Origin of the sequence: Mariprofundus sp. EBB-1 (genome assembly GCF_003665155.1) — a bacterium.
Lineage (GTDB): Bacteria > Pseudomonadota > Zetaproteobacteria > Mariprofundales > Mariprofundaceae > Mariprofundus.
Genome location: NZ_RCFQ01000027.1, coordinates 22,566 through 42,839 on the forward strand (window position 1 = coordinate 22,566; position 20,274 = coordinate 42,839).

The window sequence follows — 20,274 nt, forward strand, 5'->3', positions numbered from 1 at the left end:
ACCCTCCCGATTCGAGGTTCGATCATTTATCCAACGACTTTTAATCGGTTCGACATCGATTGATTTCCTACCATCACTTTTACTCAAGATACGATTACCGTTACTGTTAGCTCATGAAAATCATCACCGCAAACCTCAATGGCATTCGTGCCGCCACCAAAAAAGGGTTTTGGGAGTGGTTTTCAGATCAGAACGCCGATTTTCTCTGTTTACAAGAGCTCAAAGCCCATGCCCATCAGATCCCGCCAGAAGCAATGCCTGACGGTTTTCATCATCACTATCACTTTGCCCAAAAACCGGGTTATTCCGGAGTCGCACTATATTCGCGTTTAAAGCCCGAAGCTGTGCACATCGGCCTGGCTGCTATCGACCCCGACACTGATTGGTCAGACATGGATGCCGAAGGGCGTTTTGTCATGGGGGATTTTCTGGGCGCGAATGGTGCCAAACTTTCTGTCATCAGTGTCTATTTTCCATCAGGCTCCAGTTCAGCACTGCGTCAAACGGTAAAAATGACGTTTTTAGAACGCTTCCTGCCGCTGATGCAACGGCTACAAAGCGATGGACGTGAACTTATTGTCTGTGGTGATATCAATATTGCCCACCAACGCATTGATCTGAAAAACTGGCGCGGTAACCAAAAACACTCAGGATTCTTGCCCGAAGAGCGTGCATGGTTTACGCAATGGATCGAAGCCGGCTTTACAGATGTGCTGCGCCAATTATATCCAGAAAAAGAGCAATATAGCTGGTGGTCTAATCGTGGCCAGGCCCGTGCCAATAATGTCGGATGGCGTATTGATTATCATATGTGCACACCCGAAACGGCCAAAAAAATCAAAGATATTGGTGTTTATACCGACCACTGGTACTCCGATCACGCTCCAATTACAGCCACATTTGAAGGCTAAATCGGCGAAGTGTTTCAAGAACAGGAAGAGATAAGCAACTGAACCTTGTCAATCACCCTGAAATTAACACAGCACCTCTATAGCGTCAGAGCATCTTGCACAGCATCAAGCTTCTCTTGCGCTACAATTTTAAAACGACCGCCTTTCTCCAGCTCCGCTAACGTTAACGCATTACCCCACACGCAACCTGTATCCAAGCCAAGTACATGTGGCTGATCATCCACCAGACCTTTCGCAGCCCAATGACCATAGACCACATGCGTATCGCCCAGCCACTTCAATCGCTTATGACTAAACCATGGTCTCTCTTTTTCATTACTGCTTTCACCGGTCCGTACATCCCAGTTAAACACGCCATCACTGCTACAATAGCGTGTGCGGGTGAATACGGCAGCAGCAAATAGCGGGCGGGTAGGATCCGCTTTCTTCGGTTCAGAAATCGGGAATTTCACATGATGCAGTTGATGGCAAAATTCTTTCCAGTGTTCGCCCTGCAACTGCATTTCAATTTTCATGGCTCTTTTTTTCGCTTTACGCAGTGTCCATTGCGGATGCAGTCCGGCATGCACCATTGTCCAAGCTAAATCCGTATCATGGTGCAACACAGGCTGATGCCTTAACCATGTAATCAGCTCTTCACAATCATCAGCATCAAGTACCTGTTCCAGTGTATCCCGCCGATAGCTGCTGGATCCACTTGCCAGCTCTAGCAGGTGTAGATCATGGTTACCCAACACACAGATACAAGCATCACCCAAGGCTTTTAGAAATCGCAATGTATTCAAAGAGTCTGGCCCTCGGTTGACCAGATCCCCAACACACCAGAGCACATCTTCGGCAGGGTTGAAATCAACCTGCCTGAGCAATTTTCTCAGTGGTTCATAACAACCCTGAATATCCCCTACCGCATAGACTGCCATGCTGAGCCTACGCCTCTGCCTCGGTATTCAATGCGCTCAACAGTTCAGGTAAGAACTCACCAAATTCAGCCACCATCAAGGTGAAGTCCGCATCAAATCTGGCCACATCATCCCCGCCGGATTCACCCGCCTCATCCAGAATAGCGGAATCAAATTTCAAACGGCGAACAGACATATCTTCATGCAACACAAATGACATACGTTCACGCCAATTCATCGCCATCTTTTTCACCCGTCGTCCAAGTGCAACATGGGCGCGTACTTCAGCAGATGAAAGATCAACATATTTACAACGCACTACGCCTTCCGCACCTTCTCCTGCCTGCATTTCACATTCATCTTCCACCTCAAACCCTTCAGGCAGAGCAGTATCATTCATCAACCAGCGCGTCATCGCCGTTTCCGGTGATTCATTGGTAGCAGGCAGTACAACATTGAATGTGCCAAGCGTTTTACGTAATAGCTCAATCAAGGATTCGGCTTTACTGGCGCTGGAGGAATCGACAATCAGCCACCCTTTCTGCGGTAAAATGCATGCATAGGTATGGCTGGCCCGTACCAATGCTCTTGGCAACAACTCCTGCAATACCTGTTCTTTAATATCACCCTTCTCTTTACGCCCCACCGGACGCCCTGCTTCAGCTTCAATCTGAAAAGCGCGTTCAACCACCTGTTCACGCACCAGTGAAGCCGGCAATACCTTATCTTCACGACGCATGCACAGCATCAATGCACCATTGCTCTCATGCACCAACATCTGCCCGGCATGACCCAGAGGCTTACTCCAGCCCTCACAGGCCATCTCCATCTGACCGCAATCACGTGCCTTGCGTGTCAGCAGAGCCTCATGCAACTGCGCTGCGGTCAATTTAAAATCATCCTCAAACGCATAAAACTGAATATTCTTAAACCACATATTACATTGTCCTTGTTAGGTATTTTCACTATAAGCTACATGATTCACCAATGCACCGCAGCCTTATCCCTTTTTATTCTGGCAGTAACGATGAATAGTGACGATTAAAAAACTGCGCCGCAATGTATCAAAAGCCTCACACTTCACAACATTACTTAGACATCATCATACTGGCGAAACGCTTATTCATATTAGGCTTTATTTTTTCAAACTTCCCGCTACACTGCGCGACCGTTTTGGCAAGGCTTTCGGCTTGTCAAATACCTGGAGGATTTGATGATCAAACTGTATTCTGATGCCCATTGTCCAAACTCGCATCGTACCCGTATTGTCTTGGCAGAAAAAGAACTGCCCGTCGAAACGCAAGAATTAGAAGCTGATAACCTCCCTGCCGATTTCATGAAGATTAACCCGTATGGTAAACTACCTACGGTGATCGATCGTGACATCGTGTTTTTTGAATCATCTGTAGTCAACGAATACCTCGATGAGCGTTATCCGCACCCTCCATTGAAACCGGGTTCACCAGCAGAACGTGCTCAGATGCGTTTAGCAGTGCTACAGTTAGAGCGTGAACTCTACCCTTTGTACGCAGATAGCCAGAACAGCCGCAAGAAAAAAGATGCTGTCGCCAAAATCAAAGTCTATCTTACGTCATTGGATGCATACCTTGCGCGTCAGGAATTTTTCATCGGTGAGCAATACACACTGGCTGATGTAACGCTGGCTCCTATTTTGTGGCGTCTGCCTTCTATTGGAATCGATACAGCACCATGGAACAACCTTGAAGGCTATATGGACCGTCTGTTTGAACGTCCGGCCTTTGAACGTTCATTGTCTGAAATCGAGCAAATGTTACGCGATTATTGATTATTGATTGCTGATTCTCAAAACATAGAAAAAGATTTTGATGTGATTTGCATCACAGCCTTTTACGATTAAAGTACCTACCCTCCCGCAAAATCTCGGCAAACAGGGTATGAAATATTATGTTTAGTGTATTGCACCGTGATCACCCGGAAAGAGACAATGCGATCAAATTCGTAGCCGAGGTATTTCTCAAGGCTCATGGTGCCGATATTCAACATTTCATGCCCAATATGATGCTCGTGCGCGATAAACATCAGCAATATCGATCTGTAATGGGCTACAAAGAAGCCTCGAAAGCACCACTTTATTTGGAACATTATCTGGATGCCCCCATTGAACAGTGTATATCAAGCTATCTCGGTCAGCCTGTAGATCGTTCTGAAATTGTTGAAGTAGGCAATCTGGCTGAAGCATTCCCGGGCGATGCCCGCATGGCTATTATTGGAGCAACGGCCTATTTTTATAATGCAGGCTTTCGCTGGGTTGTATTTACAGGCACCAAACGCCTGCGCAATGTGTTTGTTAAATTGGGTTTATCACCTAAACAGCTGATTCATGCAGATGAAGAACGACTACCTGAAGGCGACCTGAAAAAATGGGGCACATATTATAATGGAGATCCTGTTGTTTGTTTCGGTTCACTCGAAGAGGGGCATAGCAATTTACAGGCCTTGTGGGAAAATATGCGTGATACCTGGTCCAGCGCTGAACAAGCAGGCATAGATGCAGCCCATTGCAAGCAGTCCGCATGAATCCGCTCAGTATAGCTATTTCCCAATATGCACAGGAAACACCGGCTGCCATTGCTATTGAAAACAGCACAACATCACTGACGTATGCTGATGTAAGCAAGGCCGTAACCAAACTCGCAAATGAGCTGGGAACACATCATTTAAACGCTATCGCCCTACTGGCTGATAACGGGCCAGCCTGGTGCATTGCTGATCTGGCCTGTCTGCAGGCCGAAGTGATGCTGGCTCCGATCCCTCATTTTTTCACCCCACAGCAGATCGCACATCTGCTCCGTAGTGCAGGCATTGATGCGCTGCTTTGCCAAACAACACATAGCGAACAACTGCAACAACTATTGACGACCCTGGACATAAAACAGGAACCGCCTGTAACACTGACTTTAGCCGGTCAATCCCTACATCTGATTCGGCTGCATCTTACAAAGATCCAGCTGCCTGAAGCATGTGCCAAAGTCACCTTCACATCCGGATCTACCGGTGAACCCAAGGGCGTCTGCTTACAAGCTGCTACCATGCAGACCGTGTCGCGCTCTCTGGCACACGTCACCGGTGCCAATAAAAAGGACAGACACCTCTCCCTGCTACCTTATGCAACCCTGCTGGAAAATATCGGCGGCATTTACGCCCCCCTTCTCAGTGGCGCTACCGTGGTATCACCGTCATTAGCAGACGTTGGACTCAGTGGCTCCAGTGGCCTTGATGTGCAACGCTTTGTCGGCATGCTGATTCAATCGCGCGCCACAACCTGCATTATGATTCCGCAAATGTTGCATGCGCTGGTTGCTGCTATCGAAGCAGGAGCACCACAGCCACACACCTTGCGCTTTATCGCCGTGGGTGGAGCACCTGTTTCAGAACAACTATTGCAGCGCGCTGCTGCGCTCGGTTTGCCTGTCTATGAGGGTTATGGGCTCTCTGAAGCTTCTAGCGTTGTGGCTGTAAACAGCCCGTCGCATCACAAACCGGGCAGTGTTGGTCACATATTACCGCATGCTAAGGTACGCTTCGCGGATGATGGTGAAATCCTCGTCAACGGAGGCCTGTTCTCCGGTTATTTAGGCGATGAAGCATTCGCCGATACTTATTGGCCAACAGGTGACATCGGGCATATGGATGATGAGGGATTTCTGTTTTTGAGTGGCCGCAAGAAACATATTTTCATCACAGCCTTTGGCCGCAACGTCTCACCTGAATGGGTCGAACGGGAGCTCTGTATTGAACCGGTCATTGCCCAGTGCTGTGTCTTTGGTGAAGCGCGTCCGTTTAATGTAGCCATCATCGTTGCCCGCAATACAGGCAATGATGTAACTGACCAAATGATTCAACAGGCAGTTGATAGCGCCAATGCGCAATTACCCGATTATGCATCCATTTCGGCTTGGATCTTGGCGGATGACACCTTTAGCATCGCCAATGGCTTATGGACAGGAACAGCGCGACCAAGACGCCAGTTTATTTTTCAACAATATGAAGCACAAATAGAACAGATATATTTACGACACGGAAACCGGGAGACCTGAATGGCGTTTTATGATGAATTGGTTGCAGCAACAGAAGATGCGCGCAATGATTTGATATCCATCCCATTTATTCAGATGGGTAGTGCGGGGCAATTAAGTCTGGAGAGCTACACTGCATTCCTGACGCAGGCCTACCATCACGTTAAACATACCACACCCTTATTGATGGCAACCGGCGGCCGTTTGCCTGCAAGGCTGGAATGGCTGCGTGAAGCTGTCGGTGAATACATCGAAGAAGAGATGGGGCATCAGGAGTGGATTCTCAACGATATCGAAGCCTGTGGCGCAGACAAAGAAGCAGTGCGCAATGGCACACCATCTGCTGCCACTGAACTGATGGTCGCCTATGCCTATGATACCATCTATCGCAATAACCCGGTTGGTTTTTTCGGCATGGTACTGGTGCTTGAAGGCACCAGCGTAGCACTTGCAACACACGCGGCGGGTAATATCGAGCAGGCACTGGGGTTACCAAAAACTGCCTTCTCTTATCTGAATTCCCACGGCTCGCTGGATGTTGGCCATGTTGATTTTTACGAAAAACTGATGAACCGACTGGACCATGATGAAGACAAGCAGGCAGTTATTCACTGTGCAGGCATGGTTTATAAATTGTATGGCGATATATTCCGTTCTCTACCGATGATTGCGCTGGAGGGATAATGGAAATCAAGGACAAACGTGTTGTTTTAACAGGCGCTGCCGGTGGTATGGGCTCCATATTGGCCAGAGAACTGGTTAAACTCGGTGCCAATCTGGCCATGGTGGATGCCAATGCAAAAGCCCTGGATGCTATGCACGCAGAATTGCCGGACTCCCATGCTATTGCAGGTGATCTCTCATCTGCCGCCGGATGTACTGTAGTCGCCGACCAATGTCTGGAAAAGCTGGGAGGTATTGACCTGCTTATCAATTTAGCCGGTATTAACAGTTTTGCTGCATATGAAGATGAAAACCCTGAAAAGATAGAACTGATGCTACATGTGAATCTGCTGGCTCCTATGTGGTTAGCGCGTGCATTTCTACCCGTGATGCAGAAGAACAATGCCGGTCGCATCGTCAATGTCGGCTCTATTTTCGGCTCCATTGGTTTTGCCTATTTCGCTGTTTACTCGGCCAGTAAGTTCGGCCTGCGTGGTTTTTCTGAAGCACTGCGCCGTGAAGTGGCAGACACCAACATCAAAGTCACCTATATCGCACCACGTGCTGTAAAAACACCGATGAATTCCGATGCACTGATGCGCATGGGTGAAGCAACCGGCATGAATATGGACGCCCCTGAAGATGTCGTGAAAAAAATTATCGCAGCGATCAACAATAACCGCAAAGATATCTATTTCGGTTTTCCTGAAGCGCTGTTTGTTAACATCAATGTCATGTTCCCGCGCTTGGTAGATAAAGCACTGGCTGCGCAAAACCGTATCGCTCGTGCCTTCGCCAAGGGCGAAAAATAACCCCATAGCCACATGAAACCACACTACCAAGGAGTACAGTAATGAAGATAACGCAATGGATGATGAGTATCATGATATTGGCAGGATTGCTCTCTACACCCGCTTATGCCGACGAAGTAAGTGATACCGTACTGGAGTTACAACATCAGTGGGCTTCGGCCAACTACAAAGCTGCAGACGACACCAAGGAGGCCACCTTTAAGGCTCTGGTCGCTAAAGCTGAGGCACTGAGCGCCAAACATGCAGATCGTGCTGAACCCAAAATATGGGAAGCGATTATCCGGGCTGGATATGCCGGTGCGATGGGTGGTCTCTCATCCATTACCAATGCCATGCCACAGATGGAAAAAGGACGCGACCTGCTTTTGGAAGCTGAGAAAATTGATGCCAATGCCTTGAACGGCTCCGTCTATACCACTCTGGGTAGCTTCTTCTATATGACACCCGGCTGGCCAATCGGTTTCGGTGATGAAGATAAAGCACTGGAATACCTGAGCAAAGCACAGACGATTGCACCTGATGATATGGATGCCAACTATTTCATGGCTGATTACTGGGTGGAGCAACGCAAATACAAAAAGGCATTACCGTTACTGGAAAAAGTTATGGCACTGCCTGCTGTAGCGAATCGTCCGGTATATTCGACTGGTCGCAAAACAGAAGCGGCCGTACTGTTAGCTAAAGTGAAGAAAAAATTACACCTCAAGGTGGCTAAATAAATCCATCGGCAATATATATTTAATCACATAGACCCTTCACCGCGAAAAATGCACGAACTGACGCCTCGCAGTGAAAGGGTCTATGTAATAAAACAGATTCATTATAGAGTCAGCCGATGAAGTCTGCTGACAAAAATTTCTGGTCATATCTGCTCAGCTTGTGGCCACTACTGTTTCTCTTTCTACTCGGTCAGAGCTTGATGCAATTAAACGGCAATGCGACTGAGCTTGGCCTAACAAACACCCTGTCACTGATTGATACCGGCCTGTTTTTACTGTTGATCTGCGGTGCTGCATGGTGGACCTATATGCCACTACAGCAGTGCTTTAATCAGTGTGATGATCTGGAACAACATCGCTCTTTCATTGAAACGGTTCTATCAGACTTTCCATGGCGGGCATTAAAATCTTATACCGTTGCCGGATGGGTGTTCGCCATCTATCTGATCATCAGTATCCCTTTGTTTGCGGTACTGAACGATCATCTACTCAGCTGGCGCATGTTCATCACATTAGCACTTAATTTCTCTTTTGCCTCCGGTGTTTTAGCTCCGGCACTTGCTGTAACGCACTCCATCGTATTTTCCTCCCAGCTGCGTCTTAGCCTGTCGCGGCATGGCCTATTTGCCGGCCTGTTATCCGACACCTATTCTCATAAACACATCACCGCATCAACACACAGGCCATGGATCGTTTTTCTCGTCACAGGCCTTGTACCAACAATTATTCTGGCCTGTTACATCTGGCTAGCCCAAGATGGCAATGAGAATGAAACTGTATTCATTCTCTCTCAAGTCATTGTACTTCTGGCCATGTCGATCACCGCCAGTCTGGTTCTGGTTTGGCATATCACACAAACACTCAAAACAATTACCTCAACACTGGAAACCGGCCTGGGTCATTTGGCCAGCGGTCAATTTGAAGGCCGTGTCCCGGTTCTACTTGATGATGATTTTGGTGAATTAGCACGTGGTTTAAATACCGCCATGCACGGTCTGCAGGAACGCGAAGATTTAAAAGATTCTTTAGCTTTAGCAGCCGAAATTCAGCAAGGTCTGTTGCCCAAACATGAACCGGTCATCCCCTATTATACCTTGAAGGGGTTTCAACAAACCTGTTATACGGTCGGTGGAGACTATTACGATTATATTAAACTCGATGATGGGCGTATCTGGCTGATGGTAGCAGATGTATCCGGCAAGGGTTATCCAGCTGCTTTGACCATGGCCAACCTACAAGCGATGTTACGTGGTTTATCTACACTAAACTGGCCTATTGAAGAGGCCGCGAACTATTTGAATGAAGCCCTGTGCGACACCTTAACTTCTGGTCGTTTTGTCACCCTGTTCATGGCCAAGTTGCAACCTGAATCCCATTCACTGGTCTGGGTAAATGCAGGTCATGTGCCACCTTTATTGATAAAAACCGACGCATCCGGTGAGCGCACGATCAAATCCATGCAAGCCTCTTCACCTCCGCTTGGCCTGATTAGAAACCTGCAATATGACGTGGTCAGAACGGAATTTGATCCAGGTGATACACTGCTGGCTTATACCGATGGTGTGACCGAAACATCCGGCCGCATTGGCAAAGAGATGTATGGTGAAGCCAGACTCAGAAAATGGCTAATGGCACATACAGAAAACCCGGTAAGTGAACTACCACGTCTGTTACTTGAAGAATTGGATGCCTTTGGTCGCAATGACGGGGATGATGATTTAACGCTGCTGTGTGTTAAAAGGGAGAAATAATGTCAAACAATCATGACTATAGAACCGAACGTGATTCCATGGGCGAAATGCAAGTGCCTGCCAACGCCATGTATGGTGCTTCCACTGCACGTGCTGTAGAAAATTTCCCGGTATCCAATTTGCGTTTTTCACGTGAATTCATTAAAGCCGTGGCGCAAATTAAGATGGCTGCTGCTTCCGTGAATGCTGATTTAGGTCGCCTTGATCGCGCCAAAATGGAGCTTATTCGTCAGGCTGCCCTGGAAGTGGCTTTGGGTGATTGGGATGCCGAATTTGTACTCGATATTTTTCAAACCGGTTCTGCCACATCAACCAATATGAATGCCAATGAAGTAACCGCCCACCGTTGTGCGCAAATTAATGCAGATGAACCGATTCATCCCAATGATCATGTCAATCAGGGCCAATCATCCAATGATGTGATTCCCACTGCGATTCATCTGGCTGCCAGTGATCTATTGGTACATGCACTGCTTCCAGCCGCCACACACCTGCTTGCGGTCTTGAACGAAAAAGCTGCAGCCACACGCGATGTCATCAAGATCGGCCGCACCCATTTGATGGATGCCACCCCGGTAACACTGGGTCAGGAGATTTCCGGCTGGGCACGCCAGATTGAGTTGGGTATTGAGCGCCTGAAATCTTGCCTGCCACGCATCACTGAACTGGCGCAGGGTGGTACTGCTGTAGGCACAGGTCTGAATACGCATCCGGAATTTGGAGCGCGCATGGCAGCCGCCTTATCTGAAGCTTATGGCATCGATTTTAAGGAAGCGGAAAATCATTTTGAAGCTCAAGCAGCTCAGGATGCTGCTGTTGAGCTCTCCGGTCAGTTAAAAACACTGGCGGTCTCATTGATGAAAATCGCCAACGATGTACGCCTGTTAAATATGGGACCACGCTGTGGTCTCGGTGAAATATCCGTTCCAGCAGTACAACCGGGCAGTTCCATTATGCCGGGTAAAGTGAATCCCGTGATTGCTGAGTCGATGGCACAGGTTTGCGCTCATGTCATGGGTAACGATGCCGCGATTAGCATTGGTGGCAGCACCGGCCTGCTGGAATTGAATGTGATGTTGCCAATGATGACACATAACCTTCTCGAATCTGAACGGCTGTTAGCTAGTGCCATGCACATGTTCGCCGACAAATGTATTCAAGGTATCGAAGCCAATAGAGAACGCTGTGCCGAGCAAATTGAATGGAGTATGAGCATGGTAACATCGCTGGCTCCTGTGATCGGCTATGATCGTGCATCTCAAATTGCCAAACAGGCTGTCAACGAAGGTAAAACCGTACGCCAGCTCTGCCTTGAAGCTGATGTACTGCCCGCCGATGAACTGGATCGCTTATTGGATCCAACATCCATGCTGGCTCCCAAATAAACTACGATCAAAACCACTGGACAGATAGATTGACAACCATAACCGATTTTCCACATCACGCTTTCCGTGAATATGATATTCGCGGCATTGCCGCCACCGACATCACAGAAGCCCTAGCTTATCGTCTTGGTCAAGCCTTTGCCACCATGTTACCAGCCAACGAATCGCGCCCGGTCATTGTTGGCCGTGATGTGCGGCTGTCTGGCCCGGGTCTACAAACAGCCTTGATACGCGGACTCAACGATGCCGGTCTGCATGTGATGGATATCGGTATCGTGCCTACCCCTCTGGCTTATTATGCGGTGCATCAACTCTCAGCAGCCGGCAGTGTGCATGTCACTGCCAGCCACAACCCCAGTGAATATAACGGCTTTAAAATGATGATTGGCACGTCCAGTCTGCACGGCCATGATATTCAACGCTTAAAGGAGCTGATGCAGCAAGATCTCCGCACTGACAAAGCCACCGGTAGTTGCACCCCCTTCTCTATCACCGACAGTTATACCCAATTTGTTGTGAATGATTGCCCGCTCTCTCGTCCCTTTAAAGTGGTCATTGATGCAGGCAACGGTCCATCAGGCATGATTGCCGCCCCGCTCTATCGACAGTTAGGTTGTGAAGTCATTGAGCTTTATTGTGAACCGGATGGTCGTTTCCCCAATCATCATCCCGATCCGACCATCGCAGAAAACATGGTTGATCTGGCCAACACCGTACGTGCCCACAAGGCTGACCTTGGTATTGCTTTTGATGGTGATGGTGATCGTATCGGCATCGTTGATGAGCATGGCACCATTATCTGGAGCGATATGTTGCTGTTACTGCTGTCGCGGCGTCTGTTACTGGAATATCCCGGCGCTACCATTATTTCTGAAATTAAAAGCTCACAAATGCTCTACAACGCCATTGAACAAGCCGGTGGCAAAGCGGTGATGTGGCGTACCGGACACTCCTTAATCAAAGCAAAAATGAAAGAGACCGGCGCCCTGCTGGCTGGCGAAATGAGCGGCCACCTATTTTTTGCAGATCGTTTTTTCGGCTTTGATGATGCTGCATATGCCGGTGCCCGTATCATGCAGATGCTTGCCGATACGGGCTCCACGTTTTCAGAGCTGCTGGCTGATGTACCCATCACTGTAGCCACACCGGAAATTCGCATTGCATGCAGTGACCAAGAGAAGTTCGATGTCGTTGATCAAGCCATCATCCATTTCAAATCGCTGGGATATGACATTATTGATATTGATGGCATGCGTATCCGTTTTGCCGATGGCTGGGGCCTGTTGCGTGCCTCCAACACCCAACCGGCACTGGTGATGCGTTTTGAAGCACCGGATAACAAGCGACTCGATGAGATGCGTGCCTTGATTGAATCATGGCTGGATACACAATAACAAAACTGTTCACCACGAAGACATAGAGACATCAAATGCATTGCGACCAAAGGAAATGCCTGTGATGTTAAACAAGAGAGTATCCCCTGGGGGACAAAGAAAAAATCAATTTGAGTTTATCTATCAACCTACTCTTAGCACCTTATGCTCATCCCAAACTTCTTCTTTGATTATATTTCCTTTGTGTCTTCGCGCCTCTGTGGTGAAAGCCGTCCGTTTAGTTATGGATAGGCTTTAACTATCGATTGAATTTACAGGTGAATTCTAATACAAAAACGTATATGCTGCGCCGCCTTTATACTTATCTCACAGGAGTTCATCATGGCTTTAAACGTCTATTACGATAAAGACGCTGATCTTTCGATCATCAAGAGTAAAAAAGTAGCAATTATTGGTTACGGTTCACAGGGTCATGCTCATGCAACCAACCTTAATGATTCCGGCGTAGACGTTACTGTCGGCCTGCGTGCAGGTTCTTCTTCTGTCGCTAAAGCTGAAGCTCATGGCCTGAAAGTCAGCAATGTTGCTGATGCTGTTGCTGGCGCTGACTTCGTAATGGTACTGACTCCTGATGAGTTCCAGTCTGTATTGTACCGTGATGAGCTTGAGCCAAACCTGAAACAGGGTGCAACACTTGCATTCGCGCATGGTTTCGCCATTCATTACAATCAGGTTGTTCCACGTGCCGATCTCGACGTTGTCATGATTGCACCGAAAGCGCCTGGCCACACTGTTCGCTCTGAATTTGTACGCGGCGGCGGCATCCCTGATCTGATCGCTATCCATCAGGATGCAACAGGTAGTGCTAAAGCACTTTGCCTCTCTTACGCATCTGCAATCGGTGGCGGCCGTACTGGTATCATCGAAACTACATTCCAGGATGAGACTGAAACCGATCTGTTCGGTGAGCAGGCTGTTCTTTGTGGTGGTGCTGTTGAACTGGTTAAAGCTGGTTTCGAAACACTGACTGAAGCGGGTTACGCTCCTGAAATGGCATACTTTGAATGTCTGCACGAACTGAAATTGATTGTTGATCTGATGTATGAAGGTGGCATCGCCAACATGAACTACTCTATCTCTAACAATGCTGAGTATGGTGAGTATGTTACTGGCCCTAAAGTGATCAACGAAGAGTCTAAGAAAGCAATGCGTGAGTGCCTGAAGAACATCCAGTCTGGTGAATATGCCAAACAGTTCATCCTTGAAGGCGCAACTAACTACGCAAGCATGACTGCTGCACGTCGTAACAACGCAGTTCATCCAATCGAAGTGACTGGTGAAAAGCTGCGTGCAATGATGCCTTGGATCAACAAGATCGTAGATAAATCTAAAAACTAATCTGTCGAGGCAGCGTCCTCGACTTAAACAGAAAGGGAGCCATTCGGCTCCCTTTTTTTGTTACCCGTTACCGTTAGAAAAGAGCATCAAGGGCTATAGAATTTCAAGGGTCAGTTCTTTAACTTGCACCCACGCTTAAAACACGGGACACATGACTTCTTTTTCAAAGATCTTTTCTAGGCAACAACGGCTGGATCTGGTTTTGGGCGTACCAGTTCCGATAACACATTTGTATCGACCAGATAGCTCACAATGAAATACCCCGAACTGGAGAGTCTGACAGTTCAACACCAACAAGTGGAGAGCTCCGCATGAACTCAACGAAACCGGGGCGCTGCTTTTTCATCGCCTTATATTCTTCAAAGGAGATTACAACAGCAGATGGTTTTCCTCGCACAGTAACCAGTTGCGGCCCCTCATCATGGGCTGATTTGATCACTTCACTTAATCGAGCTTTCGCATCCTGTAATTGCCATTGTCCCATAACAGCCTCCTTTAAACTCTTTGTAAGGTCTACGTCAAGAAAACAGAAACCCAATAGTCATCACAATGGCTCATGCATCAACACCACCGGATTCGCAGTTTCACCGATTAGATAGGGTTCAACGCCCAGAGCCTTAAAACCATGGCGCTCATACAAACGGATAGCTGATGCGTTTTTTTGCCAAACACGCAGCCACCATCCTGAGCAACCTGATGCCATGACGTTTGATCTGGCGGCTCTAAGCAGATCACTGCCTATCCCTTTGCCATACTCATCTTCAACAACATAGAGGCGAACCAGTTCCATCATATTGGCGTTCGGCAACTGCTTTGGTCTGGGCGTTTGCGCCAATTTTGCATAAGCGAGCAAACTATCATCACGCTCTGCTACCCAATAGAAAGCAGTTTCGTCCGCAATTTCCGCAGCAATGCGTATATGATCAAACATCTTTTCCAGATAAGTCGCCATATCATCAGGCCTGACAATATCGCCATATGCCTTGTTAAACGTATGGCTACCTATCTGAATGATTGCATTTACGTCCTTAGCCCCGGCCAGCCGTATTTCACACACAACTAGCTGCCCAGCACCCTTTCAGATCAAACACGCGTCGATTAAGCCGTAGCAGCAGCCAGTGCCTGATCGATATCGGCAATGATATCATCAATATGCTCAATGCCGATGCAAAGGCGCAACATATCCGGCGTCACGCCCGCTGTGACCAGCTCATCTTCACTAAGCTGACGGTGGGTAGTGGAGGCAGGATGAGCGGCCAGTGATTTGGTATCACCGATATTCACCAGACGTTTAAACATGTCGAGTGAATCATAGAACTTCTCAGCCACTTCAAAACCACCTTTCACGCCAAAGGTAAGCAGTGCGGAGGGGCGCCCATCACAATATTTTTGCGCCAGCGCATGGTAAGGCGAATCGGGCAATCCACCGTACTGCACCCAAGCCACATCCGGATGATTTTTCAGATGGTTCGCAACAACGATAGCGTTATCGCAATGACGCTCCATGCGTAGTGTCAGCGTCTCAATACCTTGCAATAGCAGAAAAGCATTCATAGGACTAAGGGCTGAACCTGTATTGCGCAGCGGCACAGTACGGGCACGACCAATAAATGCCGCTTCACCCAGTGCCTCGGTATAAACCACACCATGATAAGCTGCTTCAGGTTCGTTCAGCATTGGAAAACGATCTGCATGTTCAGCCCATGGGAACTTGCCGGAATCAACAATCATACCGCCAAGCGAGTTACCGTGCCCACCCATATATTTGGTCAATGAATAGACCACAATCGATGCGCCATAATCAATCGGACGAATCAGCGATGGTGCCACCGTATTATCCACAATCACCGGAATACCATGTTTGTCGGCCATCGCACAGATAGCTTCAAGATCAACAATATTACCAGCCGGATTACCGATAGATTCGCAGAAGATTGCAGAGGTTTTATCATCGATCAGCACTTCAAGTGCTGCCGGGCTATCATTCTCGGCAAATCGCACATCAATGCCCTGACTTGGCAACATATGGGCAAACAAGGTGTAGGTGCCGCCATAGAGCATCGGGATGGTGACAATGTTATTACCCGATTTGGCAATGGTCTGGATTGCATAGGTGATCGCCGCACTGCCTGAACTCACAGCAAGGCCTGCAATACCACCATCAAGTGCTGCACAGCGTTTTTCCAACACATCTGATGTGGGGTTCATAATACGGGTATAGATGTTACCGGGTACAGCAAGATTGAAGAGGTCTGCTCCATGTTGGGCACTATCAAATTCATAAGCCACCGTCTGATAAATCGGTACGGCAACCGATTTGGTGGTTGGATCGGTTTCGTAACCCGCGTGGATGGCAATCGTTTCAGTTTTCATCTTTTCTCCTCTTTGTTGCCTGCATCAGGCAGATCTGTTGTGCGAGCGTTGTCGCTCAAAATTTGTTTTCTCATACACCAGCCCCAACCAGTTATTCACAATCGACTTGGCCGTATCGCGCCAGGTGTTATCGAGTAGCGGCTCAAGATGTGACTCTGGGAAGCCAGGTAATTCAGAGCCCTGCTTAAGCGCATCAAGAAGATCCTGACGATAGTGCTCAGCAATAACGATCGCATCATCACAAAAATAGTGCTCGGGCATAGGTGGATAATCATCACGCTCACCGCGCTTAAAACGGCTCACCTCGCGCTTGTACTCTTTAAGCAGGCTGTTGGTGTCGTACTCCGGATGGCCTTGAAAATAAACCATACTATATTGATCAGGGCTGACCGCCATATGCACCCCGGCCACCTCACTCTCAATCAGGATGGTTAAACCGGATCGCTCTAATGGTTCGCGATAAATCGCGTTAAAGCGTGAATGTGGCACATCAAAGCGGGTGTTGATATCACGCAACAATGGATGCTCCTGATGCATAATCCGATGCGGATAAACGCCCCATAATTTGGCGGGCATAGGTTCACGTTCAATGTGGTAGAGCTGTTTTACCAACGCATGCGTGGCAAGGCAGGAGCAGAGCACTGAGGTGACATGTTCCTGCGCCCATGTAACCACTTCCTTCAGTGGTTCCCAGAATGGTTCCTGATCCAGAGAAGGGTTACTGACATTGGCTCCAGTGACAATCAGTGCATCCAAGCCCATCGTTTTGATCTCATCAAAACTATTGTAGTAGTGGGTGATGTAATCCTGACTCTCTTCACTGCGCTCAAGTCCATCAACGGTAAAAGGGTGGACATAAAACTGCACAATCTGGTTGCAGCTACCGACCAGCCGCATGAACTGTATTTCGGTGGCGATCAGAGCGGCATCGGGCATCATATTCAACAGCCCAACATGCAACTCGCGAATATCCTGCTGCAGCGCCTGTTTCAAGGTAAGCACCTTTTCACCGCGCTGACGTAGCTTCTCAAATGCAGGTAAAGATGTGTGCTCAACCAATGGCATGTATGAAGGCCCCTCTTTCAACTATCTTGCCGTAGTACAAGACAAAATGAAGCCTAGTTTTTTTCCCCCATGATGGAAAGTTATAAACAGTAAATTACAGATAGCTTAGCTTGTTTTAAGGTTAAATTAAGAATCCTTTCCTATAGTGCCCCGACATTCAAACAAAGGCCCCTGCTTCGCGGCCTTATTCAGGAGATATAAAATATGAAAAAGATCATCGCTACTGCGGCTATTACATTGGCTTCCGTTGGCATTGCCAGCAACGTAAATGCACAGGAGATCTCTTACTACACAGGTATGGGTGTCGGCATTCTTAGCACAGAACATAAAGCAGCTGGCGTTGACCAGACCAAGAAGACATTTGGTGGCTTTGTTAAATTCGGTGCTGATTTTAATGAATATTTCGCAGCAGAACTGCGTCTCGGCATGAGCGGTAAGAATAAAAAGACTGTAGGTGCAAGCACTTCCACCTATTCCAGCCCTGTGCTCTTCTCCTATCTGGCCAAAGCCAAGTATCCGGTCGCATCCAACCTGGATATCTTCATGCTGGCCGGTGCTACTACTGCACGCATCAAAGGTCAGCTGAACACTGCTACCCAGACCCAGACCAAAACAGGCCTGAGTGTTGGTGCTGGTTTTGATTACAAACTCGACAACAACCTTTCAATCGGCGCGGATTGGACACAGTACATGTTCCCTGTCTCTATGAAAGCCGGCACCGTATTCGCAGCCGATTCCAAGGCTCGCATGTGGGGTTTAACCACCAACGTCGCGTACCACTTTTAAAACAAGCGGTTTATCTATATTTACCACGGGGAGGCTCTCAAGAGCCTCCCCGTTTTTGTTTATGCTCAGGTAAGAGGCTAACTACCGTCGGCGCTTGATTTTGTCGTTGAAGGCATCGGCGATGTCACTGGCTACCACCTTGGCCTCCTTGGGTTTGCCATAATCACCGGTAACGATAAATATCACTTTCCCACTATTGGTATCAATACCCTTCAGTGTAAACTCTTTAACACCTGAATAAGACGCCTCGCCACCGGTCATTTCACCCCACATGCTGCTTGAGGTTGCCAGTTTCAAATTGCCTTTGACGATAATCTGGAAACCCTGATCACGATAGCCCCCCAGTGAGTAGGCATCATTAAAATTGAAAGAGTCAGCAATGGCGCGGGCATCAAAACCTTGCTTAAGAAATTCGGTCATAATCATATCGGTATAAACGTTATTGGAAATGGCTGCGTTACCGGAACCGGGAGCAGAAACACTCATACCCCTGATATTGGTGATATCGGTGGATACAGCAATACGACTATGAGAAAACTGATGAATATCGTAGCCATTGGTAACACTAATCTCGATATCTTTCATGCCACTGCGAATGGCCTGACCAGCCAATTTGGTGGCAGTGCTACAACCCTGTAATAAAAAGGTGCAAACACCGATTGTAATGACCCATTTCTTCATAGCCTCTTCCTCTCTACCAACCTTGGTTTGATTGCACAGACTCTATGATTAAGTTGCCAGTTCAAGCATATTTTTATACCGGCTTGCACATGAAACATTCAGTTCACTGGCATTTAACCGATAGATAGTATGATCCAGATAGTTTCTGGCATGTATATATAATTCAGGAGGTTGAAATGGCAGTTATAATTCCAGGTATTCAATCTTCCAATGCGATACTTTTTTCACAAAAGGCAGAAGTACAACACAAAACCGCTGAACCACCCGCGTCACTACATGTAGCAGGTCAGATGACTTTTAGTGTTAGAGACAATCCTACCGAATTAATTTTACGTGCAGCGACAGAAAAAATTAACGCGATGTTTGCTCCGCATCTTGGTGATGGTGCTATTGAACAGGCTGCTCAGTCAGGCATGGACATGAGCCCGGAAGCTACGGCGGATCGTATCCTGGCTTTTGCCAGTCAAATGATTGGTCGAGCGGAAAGTAAACAACTTGATCTGCCGATTGCGCAACAAACCTCCCGAGCACAACTGTTTGAAAATATAAAAGTCGGTATCGAAAAGGGATTTGAACAGGCACGTGGTATTCTTGATGGCATGCAAGCACTTGAAGGGGATGTGAAAGACACTGTTAATAACACCTATGATTCTGTTCAACAGGGGCTGGATAACCTGGCTCAGTTGCTTGGCTTGTTGCCACCGGATAACACTACCGCTTGAAGACTCAGGGACAGTGTTCCCAAACAATCACTGACAAACAATTCAACATTCAATACTTGATACCTTTTAGCGAATTCCAGAATATCGGAGTGAAGTATAAATCTGTGTTCATTCCTTTATATGGACAATGAAATGTGATTTAAAATCACCTTCGCCCCAATTCTAGGCTTATTATCTGCATTTAATTCAAAATAAGTGAATTAAAAATAGAAATATACCCCATTTGGGTGATGTGCAAATGAAAGGCGTGTGTTTGAGTCGTGAAGATTAATCTCATTCACATGAATACAAAAGCTACTATAAGGGGGGGGGGAATATGAAATACAGAATATTTTATGCAGCTTTGATTGTTGCATTTAGCAGCAGCGTAGTTGTGGCAGATGAAACTCGCGAAAATCGACATGATTCTGAAATCAATCAAATTAAAATAAGTAAGCAGCTTAATGCTCAAAATATTGCAGCAAATAAAACTGCAATTGCAGCAATTCAGCTTAAAGCTGGTCCTGCTGGAGCTAACGGCGTTGATGGTGCGACAGGCGCACAAGGCCCAATTGGTTTAACCGGAGTTGCAGGTGCCAACGGCGTTGATGGTGCGACAGGAGCACAAGGCCCGATTGGTTTAACTGGTCCTGCAGGTGCCAACGGCGTTGATGGTGCAACAGGAGCACAAGGCCCAATTGGTTTAACTGGTCCTGCAGGTGCCAACGGCGTTGATGG

20 protein-coding genes and 1 pseudogene are annotated in these 20,274 nt (G+C 47.6%); 14 read left to right on the top strand and 7 right to left on the bottom strand.

The annotated features are described in order from the left end of the window. Nucleotides 1-113 precede the first annotated feature (113 nt). On the top strand, nt 114-911 hold the full coding sequence (locus tag D8Y20_RS10590) for an exodeoxyribonuclease III (RefSeq protein WP_121543536.1): 798 nt from the start codon (nt 114-116) through the stop codon (nt 909-911). A 77-nt stretch (nt 912-988) separates the two neighbouring features. Here the strand turns inward: D8Y20_RS10590 and D8Y20_RS10595 are convergent, their stop codons facing one another. Continuing rightward, nucleotides 989-1,831 carry a symmetrical bis(5'-nucleosyl)-tetraphosphatase gene (locus D8Y20_RS10595; RefSeq protein WP_121543538.1) on the bottom strand — a complete coding sequence of 281 codons (843 nt, stop codon included), beginning with the start codon at nt 1,829-1,831 and terminating at the stop codon, nt 989-991. Between the two features lie 7 nt (nt 1,832-1,838). Continuing rightward, nucleotides 1,839-2,747, bottom strand: coding sequence for a recombination-associated protein RdgC (locus D8Y20_RS10600; RefSeq protein WP_121543540.1), 909 nt, complete (start codon nt 2,745-2,747; stop codon nt 1,839-1,841). A gap of 276 nt (nt 2,748-3,023) precedes the next feature. Between D8Y20_RS10600 and D8Y20_RS10605 the strand changes: the two genes are divergently transcribed. The 10 genes from D8Y20_RS10605 (at nt 3,024) to ilvC (ending at nt 13,930) form a co-directional block, all read left to right on the top strand. Continuing rightward, the gene (locus D8Y20_RS10605; RefSeq protein WP_121543542.1) at nt 3,024-3,617 is read left to right on the top strand and encodes a glutathione S-transferase family protein; all 594 of its coding nucleotides are present in this window, start codon (nt 3,024-3,026) and stop codon (nt 3,615-3,617) included. Between the two features lie 119 nt (nt 3,618-3,736). Next, nucleotides 3,737-4,369: a thermostable hemolysin gene (locus D8Y20_RS10610; RefSeq protein WP_121543544.1), complete on the top strand. Its 633-nt coding sequence runs from the start codon at nt 3,737-3,739 to the stop codon at nt 4,367-4,369. Further along, nucleotides 4,366-5,889, top strand: coding sequence for an AMP-binding protein (locus D8Y20_RS10615; RefSeq protein ID WP_121543546.1), 1,524 nt, complete (start codon nt 4,366-4,368; stop codon nt 5,887-5,889). The genes D8Y20_RS10610 and D8Y20_RS10615 overlap by 4 nt, the downstream gene beginning before the upstream one ends. Continuing rightward, nucleotides 5,890-6,552 (top strand): TenA family transcriptional regulator, encoded by a 663-nt coding sequence (locus tag D8Y20_RS10620; protein ID WP_121543548.1) that lies wholly within the window; start codon nt 5,890-5,892, stop codon nt 6,550-6,552. After that, nucleotides 6,552-7,343, top strand: a complete 792-nt coding sequence (locus tag D8Y20_RS10625; protein WP_121543550.1) for an SDR family oxidoreductase — start codon at nt 6,552-6,554, stop codon at nt 7,341-7,343. The genes D8Y20_RS10620 and D8Y20_RS10625 overlap by 1 nt, the downstream gene beginning before the upstream one ends. Before the next feature lie 41 nt (nt 7,344-7,384). Then, nucleotides 7,385-8,062, top strand: coding sequence for a lipopolysaccharide assembly protein LapB (locus D8Y20_RS10630; RefSeq protein ID WP_236075398.1), 678 nt, complete (start codon nt 7,385-7,387; stop codon nt 8,060-8,062). Between the two features lie 116 nt (nt 8,063-8,178). Then, nucleotides 8,179-9,813, top strand: a complete 1,635-nt coding sequence (locus D8Y20_RS10635; protein ID WP_121543552.1) for a PP2C family protein-serine/threonine phosphatase — start codon at nt 8,179-8,181, stop codon at nt 9,811-9,813. Then, a complete protein-coding gene (locus D8Y20_RS10640; RefSeq protein WP_121543554.1) occupies nt 9,813-11,198 on the top strand; it encodes an aspartate ammonia-lyase in 1,386 nt (461 codons plus the stop codon). The genes D8Y20_RS10635 and D8Y20_RS10640 overlap by 1 nt, the downstream gene beginning before the upstream one ends. Before the next feature lie 38 nt (nt 11,199-11,236). Continuing rightward, nucleotides 11,237-12,592 (top strand): phosphomannomutase/phosphoglucomutase, encoded by a 1,356-nt coding sequence (locus D8Y20_RS10645; protein WP_121543578.1) that lies wholly within the window; start codon nt 11,237-11,239, stop codon nt 12,590-12,592. Between the two features lie 321 nt (nt 12,593-12,913). After that, nucleotides 12,914-13,930 carry a ketol-acid reductoisomerase gene (ilvC, locus tag D8Y20_RS10650; protein WP_121543556.1) on the top strand — a complete coding sequence of 339 codons (1,017 nt, stop codon included), beginning with the start codon at nt 12,914-12,916 and terminating at the stop codon, nt 13,928-13,930. A gap of 247 nt (nt 13,931-14,177) precedes the next feature. Here the strand turns inward: ilvC and D8Y20_RS10660 are convergent, their stop codons facing one another. Genes D8Y20_RS10660 through D8Y20_RS10675 form a run of 4 tightly spaced genes read right to left on the bottom strand, consistent with a single transcriptional unit; the run spans nt 14,178 to nt 17,368 of the window. Then, a complete protein-coding gene (locus tag D8Y20_RS10660; RefSeq protein WP_121543558.1) occupies nt 14,178-14,414 on the bottom strand; it encodes a type II toxin-antitoxin system Phd/YefM family antitoxin in 237 nt (78 codons plus the stop codon). A gap of 60 nt (nt 14,415-14,474) precedes the next feature. Then, nucleotides 14,475-14,987 carry a GNAT family N-acetyltransferase gene (locus D8Y20_RS10665; protein WP_121543560.1) on the bottom strand — a complete coding sequence of 171 codons (513 nt, stop codon included), beginning with the start codon at nt 14,985-14,987 and terminating at the stop codon, nt 14,475-14,477. Between the two features lie 41 nt (nt 14,988-15,028). Continuing rightward, complete coding sequence (locus tag D8Y20_RS10670; RefSeq protein ID WP_121543562.1) at nt 15,029-16,303, bottom strand: O-acetylhomoserine aminocarboxypropyltransferase/cysteine synthase family protein; 1,275 nt, start codon at nt 16,301-16,303, stop codon at nt 15,029-15,031. 24 nt (nt 16,304-16,327) lie between these two features. After that, nucleotides 16,328-17,368 (bottom strand): homoserine O-succinyltransferase, encoded by a 1,041-nt coding sequence (locus tag D8Y20_RS10675; RefSeq protein WP_121543564.1) that lies wholly within the window; start codon nt 17,366-17,368, stop codon nt 16,328-16,330. Between the two features lie 204 nt (nt 17,369-17,572). Here D8Y20_RS10675 and D8Y20_RS10680 point away from each other — a divergent pair, with 204 nt between their 5' ends. Further along, nucleotides 17,573-18,154, top strand: coding sequence for a porin family protein (locus D8Y20_RS10680; RefSeq protein ID WP_121543566.1), 582 nt, complete (start codon nt 17,573-17,575; stop codon nt 18,152-18,154). 81 nt (nt 18,155-18,235) lie between these two features. Here the strand turns inward: D8Y20_RS10680 and D8Y20_RS10685 are convergent, their stop codons facing one another. Continuing rightward, nucleotides 18,236-18,835: a hypothetical protein gene (locus D8Y20_RS10685; protein ID WP_121543568.1), complete on the bottom strand. Its 600-nt coding sequence runs from the start codon at nt 18,833-18,835 to the stop codon at nt 18,236-18,238. A gap of 176 nt (nt 18,836-19,011) precedes the next feature. On the opposite strand from D8Y20_RS10685, the gene D8Y20_RS10690 reads away from it, so the two are divergent. Both D8Y20_RS10690 and D8Y20_RS13990 read left to right on the top strand, forming a co-directional pair. Next, nucleotides 19,012-19,557, top strand: a complete 546-nt coding sequence (locus D8Y20_RS10690; protein ID WP_121543570.1) for a DUF5610 domain-containing protein — start codon at nt 19,012-19,014, stop codon at nt 19,555-19,557. A gap of 316 nt (nt 19,558-19,873) precedes the next feature. Further along, nucleotides 19,874-20,274: pseudogene (locus D8Y20_RS13990) on the top strand (collagen-like protein); the annotation flags it as partial.

What these genes read in the sequence shown, in the direction of transcription:
- D8Y20_RS10590 (WP_121543536.1), top strand. Translation starts at nt 114, where the DNA reads ATGAAAATCATCACCGCAAACCTCAATGGCATTCGTGCCGCCACCAAA.
- D8Y20_RS10595 (WP_121543538.1), bottom strand. Translation starts at nt 1,831, where the DNA reads ATGGCAGTCTATGCGGTAGGGGATATTCAGGGTTGTTATGAACCACTG.
- D8Y20_RS10600 (WP_121543540.1), bottom strand. Translation starts at nt 2,747, where the DNA reads ATGTGGTTTAAGAATATTCAGTTTTATGCGTTTGAGGATGATTTTAAA.
- D8Y20_RS10605 (WP_121543542.1), top strand. Translation starts at nt 3,024, where the DNA reads ATGATCAAACTGTATTCTGATGCCCATTGTCCAAACTCGCATCGTACC.
- D8Y20_RS10610 (WP_121543544.1), top strand. Translation starts at nt 3,737, where the DNA reads ATGTTTAGTGTATTGCACCGTGATCACCCGGAAAGAGACAATGCGATC.
- D8Y20_RS10615 (WP_121543546.1), top strand. Translation starts at nt 4,366, where the DNA reads ATGAATCCGCTCAGTATAGCTATTTCCCAATATGCACAGGAAACACCG.
- D8Y20_RS10620 (WP_121543548.1), top strand. Translation starts at nt 5,890, where the DNA reads ATGGCGTTTTATGATGAATTGGTTGCAGCAACAGAAGATGCGCGCAAT.
- D8Y20_RS10625 (WP_121543550.1), top strand. Translation starts at nt 6,552, where the DNA reads ATGGAAATCAAGGACAAACGTGTTGTTTTAACAGGCGCTGCCGGTGGT.
- D8Y20_RS10630 (WP_236075398.1), top strand. Translation starts at nt 7,385, where the DNA reads ATGAAGATAACGCAATGGATGATGAGTATCATGATATTGGCAGGATTG.
- D8Y20_RS10635 (WP_121543552.1), top strand. Translation starts at nt 8,179, where the DNA reads ATGAAGTCTGCTGACAAAAATTTCTGGTCATATCTGCTCAGCTTGTGG.
- D8Y20_RS10640 (WP_121543554.1), top strand. Translation starts at nt 9,813, where the DNA reads ATGTCAAACAATCATGACTATAGAACCGAACGTGATTCCATGGGCGAA.
- ilvC (WP_121543556.1), top strand. Translation starts at nt 12,914, where the DNA reads ATGGCTTTAAACGTCTATTACGATAAAGACGCTGATCTTTCGATCATC.
- D8Y20_RS10660 (WP_121543558.1), bottom strand. Translation starts at nt 14,414, where the DNA reads ATGGGACAATGGCAATTACAGGATGCGAAAGCTCGATTAAGTGAAGTG.
- D8Y20_RS10670 (WP_121543562.1), bottom strand. Translation starts at nt 16,303, where the DNA reads ATGAAAACTGAAACGATTGCCATCCACGCGGGTTACGAAACCGATCCA.
- D8Y20_RS10675 (WP_121543564.1), bottom strand. Translation starts at nt 17,368, where the DNA reads ATGCCATTGGTTGAGCACACATCTTTACCTGCATTTGAGAAGCTACGT.
- D8Y20_RS10680 (WP_121543566.1), top strand. Translation starts at nt 17,573, where the DNA reads ATGAAAAAGATCATCGCTACTGCGGCTATTACATTGGCTTCCGTTGGC.
- D8Y20_RS10685 (WP_121543568.1), bottom strand. Translation starts at nt 18,835, where the DNA reads ATGAAGAAATGGGTCATTACAATCGGTGTTTGCACCTTTTTATTACAG.
- D8Y20_RS10690 (WP_121543570.1), top strand. Translation starts at nt 19,012, where the DNA reads ATGGCAGTTATAATTCCAGGTATTCAATCTTCCAATGCGATACTTTTT.